The sequence below is a fragment of the Deinococcus apachensis DSM 19763 genome (assembly GCF_000381345.1).
In the GTDB taxonomy this organism is placed as follows: domain Bacteria; phylum Deinococcota; class Deinococci; order Deinococcales; family Deinococcaceae; genus Deinococcus; species Deinococcus apachensis.
Genome location: NZ_KB906398.1, coordinates 669,620 through 688,630, shown reverse-complemented (window position 1 = coordinate 688,630; position 19,011 = coordinate 669,620). Strand labels below are relative to the sequence as shown.

At 67.1% G+C, this 19,011-nt stretch carries 18 protein-coding genes; all 18 read left to right on the top strand.

The genetic code is table 11. The annotated features are described in order from the left end of the window. Positions 1-9 precede the first annotated feature (9 nt). The 18 genes from F784_RS0103510 (at position 10) to F784_RS0103425 (ending at position 18,965) form a co-directional block, all read left to right on the top strand. On the top strand, positions 10-1,161 hold the full coding sequence (locus F784_RS0103510; protein ID WP_019585317.1) for a carbohydrate ABC transporter permease: 1,152 nt from the start codon (positions 10-12) through the stop codon (positions 1,159-1,161). After that, positions 1,158-2,021 (top strand): carbohydrate ABC transporter permease, encoded by an 864-nt coding sequence (locus F784_RS0103505; protein ID WP_019585316.1) that lies wholly within the window; start codon positions 1,158-1,160, stop codon positions 2,019-2,021. Before F784_RS0103510 ends, F784_RS0103505 begins: the two co-directional genes overlap by 4 nt. A gap of 122 nt (positions 2,022-2,143) precedes the next feature. Then, complete coding sequence (locus tag F784_RS0103500; protein WP_019585315.1) at positions 2,144-3,295, top strand: sensor histidine kinase; 1,152 nt, start codon at positions 2,144-2,146, stop codon at positions 3,293-3,295. A gap of 469 nt (positions 3,296-3,764) precedes the next feature. Next, the gene (locus F784_RS0103495; protein WP_019585314.1) at positions 3,765-4,100 is read left to right on the top strand and encodes an NADH-quinone oxidoreductase subunit A; all 336 of its coding nucleotides are present in this window, start codon (positions 3,765-3,767) and stop codon (positions 4,098-4,100) included. A 58-nt stretch (positions 4,101-4,158) separates the two neighbouring features. Further along, complete coding sequence (locus F784_RS0103490; protein WP_019585313.1) at positions 4,159-4,695, top strand: NuoB/complex I 20 kDa subunit family protein; 537 nt, start codon at positions 4,159-4,161, stop codon at positions 4,693-4,695. Next, positions 4,692-5,336, top strand: coding sequence for an NADH-quinone oxidoreductase subunit C (locus tag F784_RS0103485; RefSeq protein ID WP_019585312.1), 645 nt, complete (start codon positions 4,692-4,694; stop codon positions 5,334-5,336). The genes F784_RS0103490 and F784_RS0103485 overlap by 4 nt, the downstream gene beginning before the upstream one ends. 47 nt (positions 5,337-5,383) lie before the next feature. After that, entirely contained in the window at positions 5,384-6,616 is a 1,233-nt protein-coding gene (gene nuoD / locus F784_RS0103480; protein ID WP_026332239.1) for an NADH dehydrogenase (quinone) subunit D, read from the top strand. Between the two features lie 97 nt (positions 6,617-6,713). Then, positions 6,714-7,229, top strand: a complete 516-nt coding sequence (locus F784_RS0103475) for a DinB family protein (protein ID WP_019585310.1) — start codon at positions 6,714-6,716, stop codon at positions 7,227-7,229. A gap of 15 nt (positions 7,230-7,244) precedes the next feature. Next, positions 7,245-7,859, top strand: coding sequence for an NADH-quinone oxidoreductase subunit NuoE (nuoE, locus tag F784_RS0103470; RefSeq protein ID WP_026332238.1), 615 nt, complete (start codon positions 7,245-7,247; stop codon positions 7,857-7,859). Then, entirely contained in the window at positions 7,856-9,196 is a 1,341-nt protein-coding gene (gene nuoF, locus F784_RS0103465; protein ID WP_019585308.1) for an NADH-quinone oxidoreductase subunit NuoF, read from the top strand. Before nuoE ends, nuoF begins: the two co-directional genes overlap by 4 nt. A 49-nt stretch (positions 9,197-9,245) precedes the next feature. Continuing rightward, the gene (gene nuoG / locus F784_RS0103460) at positions 9,246-11,432 is read left to right on the top strand and encodes an NADH-quinone oxidoreductase subunit NuoG (RefSeq protein ID WP_026332237.1); all 2,187 of its coding nucleotides are present in this window, start codon (positions 9,246-9,248) and stop codon (positions 11,430-11,432) included. Continuing rightward, a complete protein-coding gene (gene nuoH, locus F784_RS0103455; RefSeq protein ID WP_019585306.1) occupies positions 11,432-12,598 on the top strand; it encodes an NADH-quinone oxidoreductase subunit NuoH in 1,167 nt (388 codons plus the stop codon). Before nuoG ends, nuoH begins: the two co-directional genes overlap by 1 nt. A gap of 15 nt (positions 12,599-12,613) precedes the next feature. Further along, the gene (nuoI, locus tag F784_RS0103450) at positions 12,614-13,183 is read left to right on the top strand and encodes an NADH-quinone oxidoreductase subunit NuoI (RefSeq protein ID WP_281166691.1); all 570 of its coding nucleotides are present in this window, start codon (positions 12,614-12,616) and stop codon (positions 13,181-13,183) included. A gap of 109 nt (positions 13,184-13,292) precedes the next feature. After that, positions 13,293-13,868, top strand: a complete 576-nt coding sequence (locus F784_RS0103445; protein ID WP_019585304.1) for an NADH-quinone oxidoreductase subunit J family protein — start codon at positions 13,293-13,295, stop codon at positions 13,866-13,868. After that, positions 13,868-14,170 (top strand): NADH-quinone oxidoreductase subunit NuoK, encoded by a 303-nt coding sequence (nuoK, locus tag F784_RS0103440; RefSeq protein ID WP_019585303.1) that lies wholly within the window; start codon positions 13,868-13,870, stop codon positions 14,168-14,170. Before F784_RS0103445 ends, nuoK begins: the two co-directional genes overlap by 1 nt. 8 nt (positions 14,171-14,178) lie before the next feature. After that, a complete protein-coding gene (gene nuoL / locus F784_RS0103435) occupies positions 14,179-16,095 on the top strand; it encodes an NADH-quinone oxidoreductase subunit L (RefSeq protein ID WP_019585302.1) in 1,917 nt (638 codons plus the stop codon). After that, positions 16,092-17,516: an NADH-quinone oxidoreductase subunit M gene (locus F784_RS0103430; RefSeq protein ID WP_019585301.1), complete on the top strand. Its 1,425-nt coding sequence runs from the start codon at positions 16,092-16,094 to the stop codon at positions 17,514-17,516. Before nuoL ends, F784_RS0103430 begins: the two co-directional genes overlap by 4 nt. Continuing rightward, positions 17,517-18,965 carry an NADH-quinone oxidoreductase subunit N gene (locus tag F784_RS0103425; RefSeq protein WP_019585300.1) on the top strand — a complete coding sequence of 483 codons (1,449 nt, stop codon included), beginning with the start codon at positions 17,517-17,519 and terminating at the stop codon, positions 18,963-18,965. Positions 18,966-19,011 lie beyond the last annotated feature (46 nt).

Below are 19,011 nucleotides of genomic sequence, written 5' to 3'. Positions count from 1 at the left end.
GAGTTGTTCATGGCCCGCGCCTCCATCCCGACCAGGGCCGCCCCCCGGCGGCGTTCTTTCAACTCGGACCGGCTGTGGAGCCTGGTCGTGCTGCTGCCCTCCGCCGTGCTGCTCGCCATCTTCGTGTACGGCTTCATCTTCCGCTCGGGCTACCTCAGCCTGACCGACTGGGGCAACGACCCCGCGCAGGCCCTCAGCCTCAACCCCGTCATCAAATACACCGGCCTGACAAACTACAGCAACCTCTTCGGCGGCCTGCTTGACTCGCGCTTCCGGCAGGATCTGGTCAGCACACTCTTCTTCACGGCCTTTTTCATCGTGGCCTGCCTGGGGTTGGGGCTGGGCCTCGCCATGCTGCTCGACCGCAACCCGAAGGGCGAGGGGCTGTGGCGCACCATCTTCCTCTTTCCCATGAGCCTGAGCTTCATCGTGACGGGCACGATCTGGCGGTGGATGCTCCAGCCCGCGGGCGGGGTGAATGCGCTCTTCGGCCTCGACCCCGACCGCCACGCCTGGCTCACGAGCAACGCCTCCATCTGGCGCTTCGACTGGAACAAGTTGCCGCTGATCACGGCGGTCGTGGTGGCGCTCGTGCTGCTCGGCCTCGCCTCCCGCGCCCGGCAGAGCGCCAACCGGACCCAGATGTGGGTGGCGATTGCCTGCGCGGCCCTGCTCGTGCTGTGGGCGTTCACGCTCGGCAACAGCGTGAAGATGACCCCGGTGCCCGAGTACCACGGCTTCAACCTCGCCTTTATCGGCATCATCATCGCGGCGGTGTGGCAGATGTCGGGCTACACGATGGCGCTGTACCTGGCGGGCCTGCGCGGCATCCCCGACGAGCTGCGCGAGGCGGCCCGGGTGGACGGGGCGAGTGAGTGGGGTGTGTACCGCCGCGTGATCTTCCCGCTGCTCGCGCCCATCACCCTCTCGGCGATGATCATCCTGGGGCACATCAGCCTCAAGATCTTCGACCTGGTCTACGCGATGACGAGCCTGAACAACCTCAACACCGAGGTGCCCGCCCTGCTGATGTACATCACCGCCTTTCAGGGCAACCAGTTCGCCAAGGGCGCGGCCATCGGCATGGTGCTGCTGATCCTCGTGGCCGCCGTCATCGTGCCCTACCTGGCGAGCCAGTTCCGCCGGAGTGACCGCTCATGACCACGACCGCCACCACTCCCCGCCCGGAGGTCACCGCCCCGCGCCGCCCCAACGTCAGCCGGATGCTGCTGTACCTCGCGCTGCTCGTGGCCGCGCTGTTCTTCCTGGTGCCGGTGTACCTGCTCGTCGTGACCGCGTTGAAAACGCCCGACGCTATCGGCCTGGATACGACCTGGAGGCTGCCGGGCGTCTGGAACTGGGCCAGCTTCTCGGAGGCCTGGAGCAAGGTCTCGGGCGGACTGCGGAATTCGATCATCCTGGCGTTCAGCGCGACCGCCCTCTCGGCGCTGCTGGGCAGCCTGAACGGCTACGCCCTGAGCAAGTGGAAGTTCCGGGGCGCGGACCTCCTCTTCGCCCTGATGCTGTTCGGCATGTTCATCCCGTACCAGGCGGTGCTGATCCCGCTCTTCCAGTTCATCAAGAGCATCGGCCTGTACGGCAGCATAGGCGGCCTGATCCTGGCGCACGTCGTCTACGGCCTCCCCATCACCACCCTGATCTTCCGCAACTACTACTCGGAGGTGCCGGACGCGCTCGTCGAAGCCGCCCTGATCGACGGGGCGGGTTTCTGGGGCATCTACAGCCGGGTGATCTTCCCGCTCAGCGTGCCGGGCTTCGTGGTCGTCGTGATCTGGCAGTTCACCCAGGTCTGGAACGAGTTCCTGTTCGGCGTGACGCTGGCGAACCCGTCGAGCCAGCCCATCACGGCCGCGCTCGCCCAGCTCTCGGGCGGCCAGGCAGTGAGTTGGAATCTGCCGATGGCGGGCGCGATACTCACGGCGATTCCCACCCTGATCGTGTACATCCTGCTGGGACGCTATTTCGTGCGCGGCCTGCTCGCGGGAAGCGTCAAGGGGTAGGACTTTCAAACCTCCGCAGCACGCCTTCCTCCGCGGGTGGGCGTGTTCTTCTTTGTCTACGCACCTTCGCGCCTTTTCTGACAGCGACCGCTGGTCAGCTACGGTAGACTTCCGCCTACCTCATGCCGAGTGCCGACTCCCCCGCCGTGTTCGTCGTGTCCCCCGACAAGGCGCGGGCGGCCCTGCTCGCGCCCGCGCTGCGGCAGGCCGCTGTCCTCGCCATCCCGGACGCCGAGACCCTGCTGCGCGAGGCCCACGTGCGCCCGCCCGCCGTCGTGTTGCTGTACGCCGACACGCCCGGTGTGCCGCTCGCCGAGGTGCTGCCCCTGCTGCGCCAACGGGCCGAACTCGCCGGAACCCATTGGCTCGCGGTGGGGACGCATGGCCTGGGTGCGCTCCTGGCTGCGGGAGCCGACGCTCTGATCAGCGATGCCACCCCCGTGGACGCCCTGGCCCTCCAGGTCGGCACGCTCCTGAACCGCGCCGCCCGCTACAACGAGATTCAGGTTCGCCTAAACGCCATGCAGCGCCGCCTGGACGATTGGGAACATGAGGAACGGGTGCGCGACCAGCTCGTGCATATGCTCGTCCACGACCTGAAAAACCCCATCGCCGCCGTGATGGGCCTGTTGGAGGTGGTCGAAGAGGACGACCGGGTCCCCGACGATTCCCGCGAACTCGTCCGGGTCGCCCGCGACGAGACGCAGCACCTGCTGCACCTCGCTGTCAACATGCTCGACGTGCGGAAAATCCAGGCGGGCAAGATGAACCTGCGGCCCGAACTGGTCTTCAGCCCCATGTTCGAGGAGGTCATCGAGCAATCTCGCGGCGATGTGGGCAGCGGCCTGCGCGACCGCCACGTGAGGGTGGAGGTCGCCCCCAACCTCAGCCCCTCCCGCGCCGACCCGGAAATCCTGCGCCGGGTGCTGGCGAACCTCATCAGCAATGCCATGAAGCACACGGTCATGGGTGGCCTGATTCACGTCCGCGTCTGGCAGGAGGAGGACGCGACGCGCGTCCAGGTTCGGGACGACGGCGAGGGCATTCCCGAGGACGACATTCCCAACCTCTTCGCCGCCTTCGAGCAGTCACGCCTGACCCTGCACGGCCGCTTCGACACCGGCATGGGCCTGGCCTTCTGCAAGCTCGCCGTCGAGGAACACGGCGGGCACATCTGGGTCGAGTCGGAGAGGGGCAAGGGCACCACCTTCACCTTCACCCTGCCCCTAGCGCAAGACGGCGAGGACGACGACTTCGTGGAGCTGTTGAGCTAAGGAGGAGTAAGGGAGCAACTTACGGGAGGTGAACTACGACGGCGGGCGTGCTGCTGCGGCCCGGGTGTGGGAAACGCCCGTTTCAATCCTCAGCTCACCCGAGGGCAGGCTGCAACGGGAGTGTCGTTGCTCTGCGCCTGGAATATAAGTTCTGTACTCCCCCGTGCGGACGTCCCGGTGATGTCCAGCATGGGGATCAGCCCTGACGGACTGTAGCTGCTCCGCGCTGCCCTGTAGCGAGGTTTCTAGGTTCGCGCCCCCCCTGGCTTTCCCACGTCATATAGGGTTCCCGCATCGTCTGAGGCGGCGTTTCGTGCTAGAACATGAGGCGTACTACAAGTCGTTCGCAGGTCAAGTTCGTCAGGCCTCTCTTTTTTTACCCTTCCTAGTGCGCTTTTTCACAAGGTGATGTGGATAGGGAAAGAGGGGCAGAAGGGAGACTCCCATCGAGTACGCGAATTTTGTGATCATGCTGCTGATCGCGCTGGGCATCGGTGTGCTGGCGGTTATCGTCTCGGCGCTATTGGGACCGAAAAAGGCGAGCCGCACCAAGCTGATGGCCTACGAGAGTGGTAATGACCCGGAGCACGGTGGCGTGGGGACCGGCCAGCGCTTTCCGGTGCATTTCTACCTCGTCGCCATGCTGTTCATCGTCTTCGACATCGAGACGGCCTTTTTCTACCCGCTCGCAGTGGCTTACCAGAAGCTGGTGCCCTTCGCCTTCTGGGAAGCGGTGACGTTCGTGGGTCTGCTGCTGGTGGGGTACTACTACATTCTCAAAAAAGGGGTGTTGGAGTGGTCCTGACTGCGGGTCAACTGGGGGTCATGTGCAGAGCCTCCTCAAGCCTCCTGGAGGTTCCCGTATGGCGCTGAAAGAACTCTTCGACCGCGATTGGCAGGAACTGGAATCGGAGGGCATCCTCTTTTCCAGCCTGGAGAAGCTGGTCGCCTGGGGCCGCTCCAACAGCCTGTGGCCCGCGACCTTCGGACTGGCCTGCTGCGCCATCGAGATGATGAGCAGCACGGACGGGCGCAACGACCTCGCGCGCTTCGGGTCGGAGGTCTTCCGCGCCTCGCCCCGGCAAGCGGACGTCATGATCGTCGCCGGTCGCCTGAGCAAGAAGATGGCCCCGATCATGCGCCGGGTGTACGACCAGATGCCTGACCCCAAATGGGTGATCAGCATGGGTGCCTGCGCGAGCAGTGGCGGCATGTTCAACAACTACGCGGTTGTGCAGAACGTGGACCACGTGGTGCCCGTGGACATCTACGTGCCCGGCTGTCCGCCCCGCCCCGAGGCGCTGATCTACGCCGTGATGCAGCTTCAGAAAAAGGTGCGCGGCGAGGCTTTCGACGAGCGCGGCCAGGAACTCCCGATGGTGGAGGCGTGGACCCGATGAGCGAGCGGATGATTGTCACGACCGCGACTGCCGGAGCAGGTGTGGTGGAAACCGGCAGCGTCGGCGAGCTGATGGTGGACCTCGGCCTGACGCCGGAAAGGACGAGCGAGCCGACCGCCATCGTTCCTGCCGGGCGGCTGCGGGAGATAGCGTTCGCCCTCAAGGAACGTGGCTTCATGCTGATGGACTGCGTCGGCGTGGACTACCTGGCGTTCCCGGAAGCCCGGCCCGCCCGCTTCGCGGTGCTGCACAACGTCTACCACCCCGAGGACCACCGCCGCCTGTTCCTGCGCGTGTGGCTGAACGACGGGGAGCCGCTGGAAAGCCTCTACCCCGTCTGGAAGGCCGCCAACTACCTGGAGCGCGAGGTGTACGACCTGATCGGCGTGGAGTTCGCCGGGCACCCAGACCTCCGTAAAGTGCTGACGCCGGACGATCTGGAAGGCCACCCCCTCCGCAAGGACTACCCCCTCGGCGAGACGCCCGTGCCCTTCCGCGACGGCCGCTTTATCGACCCCGCCGCCTTCCGGGCGGGCCTGACGGGGCAAAGCCGGGGCCTGACGGGCTGGCGCGGCGAACTCCGGCGGGGTGAGGGTGAGGACCGCGTGCCGCCCGTGATGCCCGCAGGGGGACCGAAATGACCATCAAGGACCGGGACCCGAACTCCGGCACGTTGCCCCGCACCCAGATGACGCCGGACCACCAGGAGTCCACCGGGGCCGAGCGGCTCGGGGGGCAGACGGGCGCGCTGCTGCACACCGAGATCATGAGCCTGAACGTGGGGCCGCAGCACCCCTCCACGCACGGCGTGCTGCGGTTGGTGGTGGACATGGACGGCGAGTACGTGGTGAAGGTCACGCCGCACATGGGTTACCTCCACACCGGCTTTGAGAAGACCTTCGAGAACCGCACCTACCACCAGGGCGTGACCTACGCGCCGCGCACCGATTATCTGCACTGCTTCGGCCACGAACTCGCTTACGTTCTCAGCGTGGAAAAGCTGCTGGGGGCCGAGGTGCCCGAACGGGCGACCACCGTGCGCGTGATCCTGCACGAGCTGGGGCGGATCCACTCCCACCTCGTCTTCGTGGGGACGGGGCTGCTCGACCTGGGGGCGCTGACGCCCTTCTTCTACGCCTTCCGGGAGAAGGAGGCGCTACAGGACCTCTTCGAGGCGGTGTGCGGCTACCGCATGAACCAGGGATACTTCCGGGTGGGCGGCCTGTCGCGCGACATCCCGGAGGACTGGCCTGCCCGCGTCTCCGCCTTCCTCGACACCTTCGATAAGGGTGTGGACGAGTACGAGACGCTGTTCGCCAAGAACCCGATCTTCCTCGATCGGGCGACGGGCGTGGGGATTATCCCGCGGGACGTGGCGATCGACCTGGGGCTGACGGGACCGAACCTACGCGCGTCCGGCGTGCCCCTCGACCACCGCAAGGACAACCCCTACTGCGGCTACGAGACCTACGACTTCGAGGTGCCATATTCCACCACCGGGGACAGCCTCGCCCGCTTCCAATTGCGGCTGATGGAGTTCCGCGAGAGCGCCAAGATCGTCCGCCAGGCCCTGAAGCGCCTCACGCCCGGCCCGATCAAGGACCCCAACCGCAAGATTTCCCTGCCGCCCCGGCAGGAGCTGGAGACGAGCATGGAGGCCGTCATCCACCACTTCAAGCTCGTGACGGAAGGCTTCCACCCCCCGGTCGGCGAGGTGTACGTGCCCGTCGAGTCGGCGCGGGGCGAGGTCGGCTACTACATCGTCTCGGACGGCGGCTCGATGCCCTACCGGGTCAAGATCCGCGCGCCGAGCTTCGTGAACCTTCAGGCGCTGGAGTACGCCTGCGTCGGCGCCCAGTTTGCCGACCTGATCACCATCCTGGCGACGATTGACCCGGTGCTGGGGGATGTGGACCGGTGAACAGGGAAGGGGTCAGCGTTCCACCGTCAGCAGAAGATCGGGTGCGAGGGGTTGCAGCCGACGGTCAGCACTCCCGAATTCCGCTTGGGGAATGGTCATGACTGCCATGACCCGTGAACTCCCCGCCGTCCTGCTCGAAGCCTTCCAGCGCAACGGGCGGGTGAATGCGGCCATGCTGGACGCCATCACGGACACCGACCTGGACCTGAGTGACGGGCAGGGCGGGATGAGCGTCGGGCAGCATCTGGAGCATATGGCGGGGATGCGCCGGTACTGGGTTGGGCGCGTCTCTCCCGCGCACGGGGAGGCCATGACCTTCACCACCCAGGAGGGCGATCAGCGCTCCTGGACCGTGACGCTGAGCCCTGCCGAACTCCGCGAAGCCTTCAACCAGGGCGATGCGGCGGTGCTGGAGGCCGTGCAGAGCGCCTATGCCGAGGGCCGGAGCTTCACGGGCGTGTACGAGAGCGACCCGGCGCACTTCCTGCAACACACCATCGTCCACGACTCGCACCACCGGGGGCAGGTCATGAGTCTGCTACGGCGTGGTGGGCGCAGCCTGGAACAGATGGACGCGCTCGAACAGGCCATCTGGCCGATCTGGAAGGAGTAGGTGGGAACCATTTTTATGGGTTACTTTTCCGACAAACAACTCCTCGTCGCGGACATCTTCAGCCGCTACCCGGCCTCCCCCCAGGGCCGACGCTCGGCGCTGATGCCGCTGCTGCGTGAGGTGCAAGACGCCCACGGGTACGTGTCCGAGACGCACATGGCGGAGATCGCGGCCCTGTGCGGCACGACGGCGACCGAGGTGCGGAGCGTGATGAGTTTCTACTCGACGTACCACACGCTGCCGACCGGCCGGTACCACCTCCAGGTCTGCTCGACCCTGATGTGCGCGCTGGCCGGAAGCGACGAGCTGTGGGACCACCTCGTCTCCAACCTGGACGTGCAACCCGGCGAGGTCAGCCCGGACGGGCGCTTCAGCGTGCAGAAGGTGGAGTGCCTGGGCTCGTGCGGCACCGCGCCCGTGGTGCAGATCAACGACGAGGGGTACTACGAGCAGGTGACCCGCTCGAAGTGCGACCGACTGATCAAGGCAATGCGGGCGGACACGCCACCCCCGCCCGACAATCCCGTGCCCGTCACCGTGCGCGAGGACGGGCGCCAGATGACGGCGAAGGGAGAGCGCGTCGGGGCCAGCATCCACGACCTCGCCCCGCTGACCGGAGGTGAAGCATGACCGTCGCCGAACCCGCACCCAAACCCATCACCAGCGGCAAGGACCCCCGCTTCGCCCCCACCCTGTATGCGCACGTCGGGCAGGACCAGAGCTGGACGCTCGACTACTACCGGCAGCACGGGGGGTACGAGGCCGTCAAGCGTGCCTTCGCGATAGGCCCCGACGCCGTCATCGACGAGGTGAAGAAGTCCGGCCTGCGCGGTCGTGGTGGGGCGGGCTTCGCCACTGGCCTGAAGTGGTCCTTCATGCCCCTGAAGGACGGCAAGCCGCACTACATCATCTGCAACGCGGACGAGTCGGAGCCGGGGTCGTTCAAGGACCGCTATCTGCTGTCAGAGGACCCCCACCAGCTCATCGAGGGCATGCTGATCGCCGGGTACGCCATGCGCGCCTCGGTCGGCTACATCTACATCCGCGGGGAGTACGTCCACGCTGCCGAGCGGGTCTGGGCCGCCATCATTGAAGCGCGGGCGGCGGGGCTGCTCGGGAGGAACGTCCTCGGCAGCGGCTTCGACTTCGAGTTGCAGGTCCACCGGGGCGCCGGGGCGTACATCTGCGGCGAGGAGACGGCCCTGATGAACTCGCTGGAGGGCCTGCGCGCCAACCCGCGCCTCAAGCCGCCCTTTCCCGCCGCCGCCGGACTGTACGGTCTGCCGACGACGATCAACAACGTCGAGACCTTCTGCGCCGCGACCCAGATTCTGAAGTACGGCGCCGACTGGCACGCGGGCATGGGCACCGAGAAGAGCAGGGGCATGAAACTCTTCCAGATCAGCGGCCCGGTGCGGCGGCCCGGCGTGTACGAGCTGCCGCTGGGCACCACCTTCCGCGAGCTGATCTACGACTGGGCGGGGGGTCCCCTTGAGGAGATGAAGGCGATCATCCCGGGCGGCTCCTCCTGCCCGATGCTGCCCTGGAACGACCAGATTCTCGACACGCCGATGGATTACGAGAGCGTGGCCGCCGCGGGCTCGATGCTTGGCACGGGCGGCGTCACCCTGATCCCCAGGGCCGACTGCATCGTCAATGCGACGTGGAACCTCGTGCGCTTCTACGGGCACGAGTCGTGCGGCAAATGCACCCCCTGCCGGGAGGGGATCAGCTCGTGGATGACCCGCATGTACGAGAAGCTGGTGCGCGGGCACGGCCAGCCCAACGACGTGCAGCTTATCCTCGACATGAGCGACAACATCGGTGGCCGGAGCTTCTGCGCCCTCGCCGACGCCTGCCTGGGACCGGTTCTGAGCTCCATCAAGCTCTTCCGCGAGGAGTACGACGCGCTGGCTCAGACCGGGCAGCCGCTGTACCCGGCGCGGAAGCGGTGGAGGGACAGTTGATGGTTCCGCCCTCGATGCCGTTTTCCATCCCCTGCCGTAAGGAGCACGCATGAAAGTTGTTGTGGACGGCATCGAACTCGACCTCCCCGCGGGCACCAGCGCCATCGACGCGGTGTTCGCCGCGGGGCGGGACGTGCCGTATTTCTGCGCCCACCAGTACCTCTCGCCCGTTGGGGCGTGCCGGATGTGCCTGATCGAGTCGGGCTCCCCGCGCAAGAACCCGGACGGAACGTTCGTGATGGAAGGCGAGGGCGACGCGGCCAAGCCCAAAATCTTCTGGTTCCCCAAGCCGATGGCCGCCTGCACCATGCAGGCCACCGAGGGCATGCACATCCGCACGGCGGCGACCTCCGAGGTCGTGGCGAAGTCGCAGGCGGGGATGATGGAGTTCACGCTCCTGAACCACCCGCTCGACTGCCCGACCTGTGACAAGGGTGGCGCGTGCGAGTTGCAGGACCGCGCTTTCGAGTACGGGTACGGGGCCAGCCGCTTCGGCTTCGACCGCCGCCACGCGGACAAGCACTATCCCCTCAGCGACTTCATCATCCTCGATCAGGAGCGGTGCATCCACTGCAAACGCTGCGTGCGCTACTTCGAGGAGGTGCCGGGGCAGGAGGTGCTGGACTTCATCGAGCGCGGCGGGCATACCTTCATTGATACGGAGGAAGGGGGACTGCCCACCGGCTTTCAGGGCAACATCGCCGATATCTGCCCGGTGGGGGCGCTGCTTGACAACGTGGCCCGTTTCCGGGGCCGCAACTGGGAGTACGACCACACGCCGACGACCTGCACCCTCTGCCCGGTGGGTTGCTCCATCACGGTGGACGCGCGTAACGGGCGGCTGGAGCGCGTCGTCTCGCGCGAGAACCGCGAGGTGAACGAATACTGGCTCTGCGACGCGGGCCGTTTCGGGCACGTCTTCGCCTCGGAGGACCGGCTGACCAAGCCCCTGATCCGGGTGAGCGGTGAGCTGCGCGAGGCGACCTGGGAGGAGGCCATCGTCGCCATGAAGCGGGGCTTGGGCGGCATGTACGCCTCCGACCTCGCTCTGTACCTGAACTCGGACTCCACGCTGGAGGAGGGGGCAGCGCTGGAGGCCCTGGCCGGGCTGACGGGTGCGCCCTCGGTGGATCACTGGCCGCGCTACCCGGTGAATGTGCCCTCCACAGCGACGCTGACGGACGTGGCGACCGCTGACGCCGTGGTCGTACTGGGCGCCGACCTGGGCGAGGAGGCCCCTGTGGTTGAGCTGCGCGTGCTGGAGGCGCTGCGCGGCGGAGTGATCCCGCCCGAGTTCACGCACGGCACGGCGATTGCCGACCTGCGCCTCGTCGAGCGCCCGACCCGGCACCCCGAGCGCCTGGCCGTGATCGGCCCCGATTCCCGCCTCGCCCGGCACGCCGGAACGCGTGTGGGGGTGGAGGGTGGGGGAGACCTGCTGGGGGCCCTCCTGAATCCCCGGACGGACGAGGCGCGGGCGGTGGGGCAGCTCCTGAAGGAGGCCGAGCGGCCCGTCGTCATCCTGGGTGCGGACGTGCTGAACAATCCGTCCGGGGCGTTCGCCACACAGATCACCGACCTCGCCCGTCAGACGGGGGCGAAGGTTCTGGCGATCCCGGCCGGGCCGAACAGCAACGGATTGGCGCACCTGAACCTCATCCCCCGCGCGGGCGGCCTGAGCTACAGCCGACTGGCAGACGCACAGGCCGCCTTCATCTCCAGGCTTGACCCCGGCGTGCGTGCTCGCGGCTTTACCATCGTTCACGACACGCACCTGACGAATACCGCGCGACTCGCCGATGTGGTCCTCCCCGCCGTGACCAACTACGAGAAGCGGGGGACGACCGTGAACCTCGAAGGCCGTCTCCTGCCGCTGACCCAGGCGGCGCTCGACGCTGGAGAGGGGGCCGACCTGATCCGCACGCTGACCGCGCTGGCGGAGGTGCTGGAGGTACGCGCTCCCGCCCGTGGGCTGAAATCCGCCCAGGCACTGCTACAAAGCCGCCTGGGGGTGAACGTCGCCGACCTGCCTATAGGTGGCCGAATTCAACCGTTGGGCCGGACGTTCGATGCTCCCATGGGGCAGACCTACATCCCGAAATTGTGGAAGGAACGCATGCACGTGGACCCCGAGCGCCGGGGCAGCGGCGTCATGAACCACGCCGAGCGGCGGGAGGACCCCATGTGGGAACTTCCCATGCTGGGTGCGGCGGTTCGTCCGGGGGGTGACGACTGATGCCCGACTGGCTCGTCCAACTCCTGATCACGCTGCTCAAGGGCGTGCTGGTCGCCTTCGCGCTGCTCACCACCTTCGCGTACATGACCCTGATCGAGCGGCGCCTGCTCGCCCGGATGCAGATTCGTCTGGGGCCGAACCGGGTGGGGCCGATGGGCCTCCTCCAGCCCCTCGCGGACGCGATCAAAAGCATCTTCAAGGAGGATGTGAGCGTCACGCTCGCGGACAAGCTGGTGTACACGCTCGCGCCCATCGTCGCCATCGGGATGGCGCTAACGGCGTTCGGGGGGATTCCAGCTGGACCTGCGGGGAGCCTCTTCGGCGCCGACCCCTGGGTGTACAACCTTGACGCGGGGCTGCTCGCGCTGCTGGCGATCACCTCCATGGGCGTGTACGGCATCTTCCTGGGCGGCTGGGCGTCGGGCTCCAAGTACCCCATCCTGGGTGGCCTCCGAAGCAGCGCGCAAATGATCTCCTACGAACTCGGCATGGGCCTGAGCGTGCTGGGTCTGCTGATGCTGGTGGGAAGCACCAACTTCGTGCGAATCGTGGAGTGGCAGGCGGTGAGCGGCTGGCTGATCCTCTTCCAATCCCTGGGCTTCGCGCTCTTCCTGATCTCCTCCTTCGCCGAGACGAACCGCACGCCCTTCGACCTGCCGGAGGCTGAGCAGGAGATCGTGGCCGGATACCTCACCGAGTATTCGGCGATCAAGTGGGCGCTCTTCCAGATGGCCGAGTACGTCAACATGATCACCGCCTCCGCCGTGATGTCCACGCTGTTCTTCGGCGGCTACCGCGGGCCGGTGTTCCTGGAGGGCCTGATTCCCGGCATCTCCGGCTGGCCGATCATCTGGCTGGTCCTCAAGATCGCCTTCTTCCTCTTCATGTTCATCTGGGTGCGCGCCACGCTGCCCCGGCTGCGCTACGACCAACTGATGCGTTTCGGCTGGAAGCTGCTGCTGCCCGTCGCTCTCGCCAACACGCTGCTGACGGCGGCTTACCTGGCGTTCGCGCGGGGCACCGGGCTGTGGCTCCTCAGCCTGCTCAGCCTGGGCGGGCTCGTGCTGCTCCTCGTCATGAGCGACCGCGTGCGCGTGCTGTGGAACACGCCGACGCAGCGCCGCGAGAGCGGGGCGGCGCCCGTTCGCCCGGTGGGGGGCGACTGATGCCGGTCCTCCCCCATCTTCCACACCCATCCGAAGGAGAAACATATGGGCGTTCTTGAAATCGCCAAGGGCATGGGCGTCACGCTCGGGAAGCTCTTTCAGAAGCCGGTGACGGTCAGTTACCCCGAGCAGCGGGCGACGATCCAGCCGCGCTTCCGCGGGCGGCACGTCCTGACCCGCCACCCCGGAACCGGGCTGGAGAAGTGCATCGGCTGCTCGCTGTGCGCCGCCGTGTGCCCGGCCTACGCGATCTACGTGGAGGCTGCCGAGAACGACCCCCAGAATCCCACCAGCCCCGGCGAGCGCTACGCGAAGGTGTACGAGATCAACATGCTGCGCTGCATCTTCTGCGGCCTGTGCGAGGAAGCCTGCCCGACCGGCGCCGTGGTGCTGGGCAACGAGTTCGAGATGGCGGACTACCGCTACCGCGATCTTGTGTACGGCAAGGAGGACATGCTCGTCGGCGTGGAAGGCTCACTGCCCCAGCGCCGGGAGGCCGCGCGCACGGGGAAACCGGTCCGTCTGGGCTTCCAGGTGCCGCAGGGACCACGCAAGGAACTGGAGGGGGTGGAGTACCCGAGATGAGGACGGCTGAATGGATTGGTTGGGCGGGGACGTTGGTCACACGCCCCCTCACCCTGGCCCTCTCCCACGGGGGGAGAGGGAGCAAGACGCGCCACACGCGAGGCTGCCCATGATCGCCTTCATGATCCTGGGTGCCCTCGCGCTGGTGGGCGCGATCATCACCATTGCGGCGAAGAATGCGGTTCACGCGGCGCTGGGCCTGGTGGGCACGCTGCTCAGCGTCGCCGGGCTCTTTGCCAGCCTGAACGCCTCCTTTCTGGCGGCGACGCAGGTCATCGTGTACGCGGGCGCGATCATGGTGCTGTTCCTGTTCGTGATCATGCTGCTGAACGCGAACCAGCCCATCTCGGGGCGCGACCCGGTGCCCTTCGTGCGGGAACTGGCGGGCATCGGCGGGGTGATTCTGGCGGGGGCGCTGGCGGTGCTGGCCCTGACCTACCGTGATCCCCGCCCACTCGCGGAGGGGGCTCAGGCCCTGCGCGGCGGCGGGGCCGGACCGGTCGGCGAGGTGCTGCTGACCCGCTTCCTGCTGCCTTTCGAGGCGGTCAGCATCCTGCTGCTCGTGGCGATTGTGGGGGCGGTAGCCCTGGTGCAGCGGCCCGTGCCGCAGTCCGACGGGGTGCCCGACACGGAGGCTGTGAGCCTGCCCCTCCCCGGCACCGAGCGGGAGGAGGTGCGCGCCTGATGGCCCCGACCAGCTATTACGTCGCCCTCTCGGGCCTGCTCTTCGCCATCGGCATGATCGGCGTGCTGACCCGCCGCACCGCGATCATGGTGTTCCTGAGCGTCGAACTCATGCTGAACGCCGCGAACCTCGCGCTCGTCGCCTTCGCGCGCTCGTGGGGGGACCTTACCGCGCAGACGGCCGTGTTCATCGTGATGACGCTCGCCGCCGCCGAGGTCGCGATCGGCCTCGCGATCATCGTCGCCATCTTTCGCAAGCGCGAGACCACCAACGTGGACGACCTCGCCACCCTGAAAGGCTGAGTGCGGGCGTGCCCCTGTATCTGCTGCCGCTGTTTCCGCTGCTCGGCTTCGCGCTGCTGATTTGTTTGCCCCGCCTCTTTCCCGGCCGGTCGGCGGGCTGGCTCGGCTCGGCCACGGTGCTGGCGAGCTTCGTCGTCGCCGTGCTGCGCTACTTCGGCCAGACGGACACCGCTGCCCACGAGGTGCTGTGGGCCTGGCTGCCGAACATGGCGCTCAACGCCAACCTCGCGGTCGGGTTCTGGTATGACCAGCTCTCCGCCCTGATGGCGCTGATCATCACGGGCGTGGGCTTCCTGATCCATGTCTATTCCGTCAGCTACATGGGCCACGATCCCAAGTTCGTCCGCTTCTTCGCGTTCATGAACTTCTTTGTGGCGATGATGCTGATCCTGGTCCTCGCCGACTCCTACCCGTTGATGTTCGTGGGCTGGGAGGGCGTGGGGATGGCCTCCTACCTGCTGATCGGCTTCTGGTTCAATGGCCGCAACTCGGAGGCCTCGGACCAGGAAATCCGCGAGGCGAGCGACCGCGAGGGTGTGGCCAACTCCAACGCCGCGCGCAAGGCGTTCATCATGAACCGCATCGGCGACCTGGGGTTCATGTTCGGCATGTTCCTGATCTACAAGCTCTACGGCACGCTGGTCATTCCCGAGCTGCTGGAGCGGGTGGAGGGCGCGCAGGTCGCCGTCGCCGGAATCGAACTCGCCTGCCTGTTCCTGCTCGTCGGGGCCGTCGGCAAGAGCGGTCAGCTCCCGCTGACGACGTGGTTGCCGGATGCGATGGCGGGTCCCACGCCTGTCTCTGCCCTGATCCACGCCGCCACGATGGTCACCGCGGGCGTGTACCTCGTCGCGCGCAGCCACTTCCTGTACGACCTCGCACCCGTCGCCTCGACCTGGGTGGCCTGGGTCGGTGGGCTGACGGCGCTGTACGGCGCACTGTCGGCGCTCAACCAACACGACATCAAGAAGATCCTCGCCTACTCGACGGTCTCGCAACTCGGGTACATGTTCATGGGCGTGGGTCTGCACGCCTACTCGGCGGGTGTCTTTCACCTGCTGACGCACGCGTTCTTCAAGGCGCTGCTCTTCCTGGCGGCTGGAGCGGTCATCCACGCCCTGCACGAGGAACAGGACGTGCGCGCGATGGGCGGGATGCGGAAGTTCATGCCCTTCACGCACATCGTCTCGCTGATAGGCGTCCTTGCCATCGCCGGAATTCCGATCTGGAGCGGCTTTTTCTCCAAGGATGCGATCCTGGTCGCCGCCTTTGAGGCCAGCCCGGGCCTGTACGTGATCGGGCTGGGCGTGGCGCTGCTGACCGCCTTCTACATGGGCCGCTGGTACTTCCTGGTGTGGCGGGGCGAGTACTGCGGCCGTGTCGCGCACCCCCATGAGGCCGACGGGGTAATGCAGGTGCCGCTGGGCATTCTGGCGGCCCTCGCCACATTCGGCGGGTTCCTGAACATTCCCACCTTCCTGGGGGGCGGGCATGCCTTCGACAATTACCTGAGCCGGGCGGTTCCCGTCGAGGTCCATGAGCTTCCCGTGACGACCGAGTGGGTGCTGACAATCCTCGCGGTTGCTGCTGGCGTGGTCGGGCTGCTGTGGGCTCTCGCGGAACACCGTGCCCGGAGCCTGGCGAACGGGCCGTTGGGCCGGGCCAGCACCCAGGCCCTGTACCTTGACCGCATCTACGACAGCCTGTTCAGCATTCCCAGCCGCGCGATTGCCGATGGGCTGGACGTGGTGGACCGGGGCGTGGAGGGCACGCTGGGAGGCATTGCGCGCAACAGCGCCGCGCCCGGTGGCCTCTTTACCCGCTGGCAGAATGGCTTCGTGCGGGCCTACGCAGTGTCCATGCTCCTGGGCACGGCGCTGATCCTGGGGTACTGGGCGATCAAGACGATTGGGGGCGCGGCGTGATCCACCTGATGATTTTCCTGCCCCTGCTGGGGTCGCTCGCGCTGCTCGCCACGCCCCGGCGCTGGCGGGAGGAGGTGGCGGGGTTCTTCGCCGCCCTCACCCTGGGGCTGGGCCTGCTGATCTGGCGGGGGGGCGGCGCGGAACTCTTCAGCGTGAACTGGGTGCCCGCGCTCGGGGTGACGTACTCGGTCGCGCTGGACGGGGTAAGCCTCGCGCTGGCGCTGATCACGGCCTTCATGTCCCTCGTCGCGGTGCTGTACGCGGCGCGGCGGATCGAGAACCCCGGCACCATGCTCTCGCTCGTGCTGGCAATGGAGACGGGCCTTCTGGGTATCTTCGCCGCGCGGGACCTCGTGCTGTTCTACGTCTTTTTCGAGGACGCGCTGCTGCCCGCCCTGCTCATGCTGGCGATCTACGGCAAGTCGGGCCGCATGCGGGCGCTCGTGCAGTTCGCGGCGTACACCCTCTTCGGCAGCCTGCTGATGCTGCTCTCGATCATCGGCGTGAAGTACTACGGGGGGAGCCCCACCTTTGCGCTCGCCGACCTCGTCAACCACCCGGTCACGGGGGCGACGCAGACTTGGTTGTACCTGGGCTTCCTCGCCGCGATGGCCGTCAAGCTCCCGATGTGGCCGCTGCACGCCTGGTTGCCCGACTTCCACGAGCAGAACCATGACAGCGGCGTGCCGGACGTGATGGGCACGCTGTACAAGGTGGGCGGCTACGGCATCTTCACCTTCGGGCTGCCGCTGTTCCCCGACGCCTCGGAACAGCTCCGGCCAATCCTGATGGGGCTGGCCGCCTTTACCGCGCTGTACGCCGCCTGGATTGCCTTCCGGCAGACGGACTGGAAGCGGCTGCTCGCCTACGCGGGACTGTCGCACATGGGGTTCGTGGCGCTCGGAGTCTTCAGCCTGAACGAGACGGCCACCATCGGGGCGATGTACCTGCTCGCCTTCCAGAACGTGTACACCGGGGCGCTCTTCCTCTCGGTCGGGATGCTCCAGGAGCGGGTGGGCAGCATCCACACCCGCGTCGGCGGCGTGATGACCCAGGCGGGGGCGCTGAGCGGCATGACGATGGCGCTGTGGTTCGCCTCCATCGCGGTGCCGGGCCTGGCGGGCTTCGTGGGGGAATTCAGCGTGTTGCTGGGCGCGTATCAGGTGCAGCCCTGGATCACCTTCGTCGCGGGCCTCTCGACCATCGCTGCCGCCGCTTACGCGCTGACCGCCTACCAGACGACTTTCTGGCAGGGCCGACCGCTCGGTGGCGTTCGTGTGGCCGACCTGCGACATACGGAATGGTTGGTCCTGGGCCTGCCCCTTGCCGTCGCCCTGTTCTTCGGAATCTACTCCTCACCGGCCCTTCGCCTCATTCAGCCCGCCGTGCGCGGCGTTCTCGCCACCCTGGGGGGCCAGTAAATGCTGCAAGTGCCTGACGTCTATCTCGCGCCGATGCTGCCCATCCTGATCGTGCTGGCGGGGGCGGTGGCGAGTACCGTGCTGGGCTTTTCGCTGCCCCGCCGCGCGCTGACGATCATCAACCTCGTGCTGCTGGGGGTGAGCGCGGTCAGCATGGGCGCCCTCTGGAACAGCGGCGCGACCGCCTTCGGGGGAAGCCTGCGGGCCGACAACGCCGCCCTCCTGCTGGGGATCAGCATCCTGGTCGGCAGCGCGATGACGCTGCTCGTGAGTCTGGACACCGCCTTCCGCGCCCGCGTGAGCTTCCCCGAGTTCGACGCGATGCTGATGTACTCGGTAACGGGCACCCTCTTGATCGCCTTTTCGGGGGACCTGATCACCATGCTGATCGGTCTGGAGATCATGAGCCTGAGCAGTTATGTCCTCGCCACCCTGCAAGACTCGCGCCGGGCGGAGGAGTCGGGCCTCAAATACTTCCTGCTGGGCGCGGTGGGGAGCGCCATCCTGATCTACGGGATCGCCCTGGTGTACGGCGCGACGGGCAGCCTGAACTACGCGGACATTGCGGAGCGGACGGCGGGCCTGACCCCGCAGAACGTCGCCATCTTGGTCGGTGGGGCGCTGCTGTTGCTGGCGGGCTTCGCGTTCAAGGTGGCGCTGGCCCCCTTCCACCAGTGGACGCCCGACGTGTACACCGGCGCGCCGACGAGCGTGAGCCTCTTCCTGAGCACGGTGGTCAAGGTCGCCGCCTTCGCCGGGATGCTGCGGGTGTTCGGTGGGGCGCTCCAGAATGCGCCGGGCTGGGCCTCGGTCCTCCAGATCCTGACGGCGGCAACGCTCATCATTGGGAACGCGGCCGCGCTGTTCCAGCCCAACTTCAAGCGGATGATGGCGTACTCGGCGGTCGCGCACACAGGCTTCCTGGCGATGACGCTGCTGGGCGTGCCCGGTCTGGGCGGGGCGGCGCTGGCGTACTACCTCCTCGTGTACACCCTGATGACCGCCGCCTCCCTTGCCATCGTCGCGGCGCTGCAACGCACCGAGGCGGGCATGAGCATCACTGACCTGCGCGGGTTGTACTACCGCCACCCGGCCTACGCGGTAGCGCTGGGGGTCTGCCTCGCCTCTCTGGCTGGGTTGCCGCCCTTTGCGGGCTTCTTCGGCAAGTACCTGGCGTTCCAGGCGGCCTTCCAGAACGGGTACGTGTGGATTTCCGTCCTCGCGGCCCTCGCCAGCGTCGCCGCGCTCGTGTACTACCTGCGCCCGGCCATGCTGATGTTCATGCCCGACCGCACTCCCGCCCGCGAGTACCCCCACGGGGAGCGCGCGGCGACCACCTTCACCGTCGCCCTGGGCGTGGTTGGCGTCACGGTCCTGGGCATTCTTCCCAACCTGTGGTACGGCTGGGCGGCGAACCCGGCGATTTGGGAGACGCTGGCGGGGAGATAGACAGCAGTCGGCAAGCAGCCGTCAGCGGGGTGCTGGCGGCTGTTTC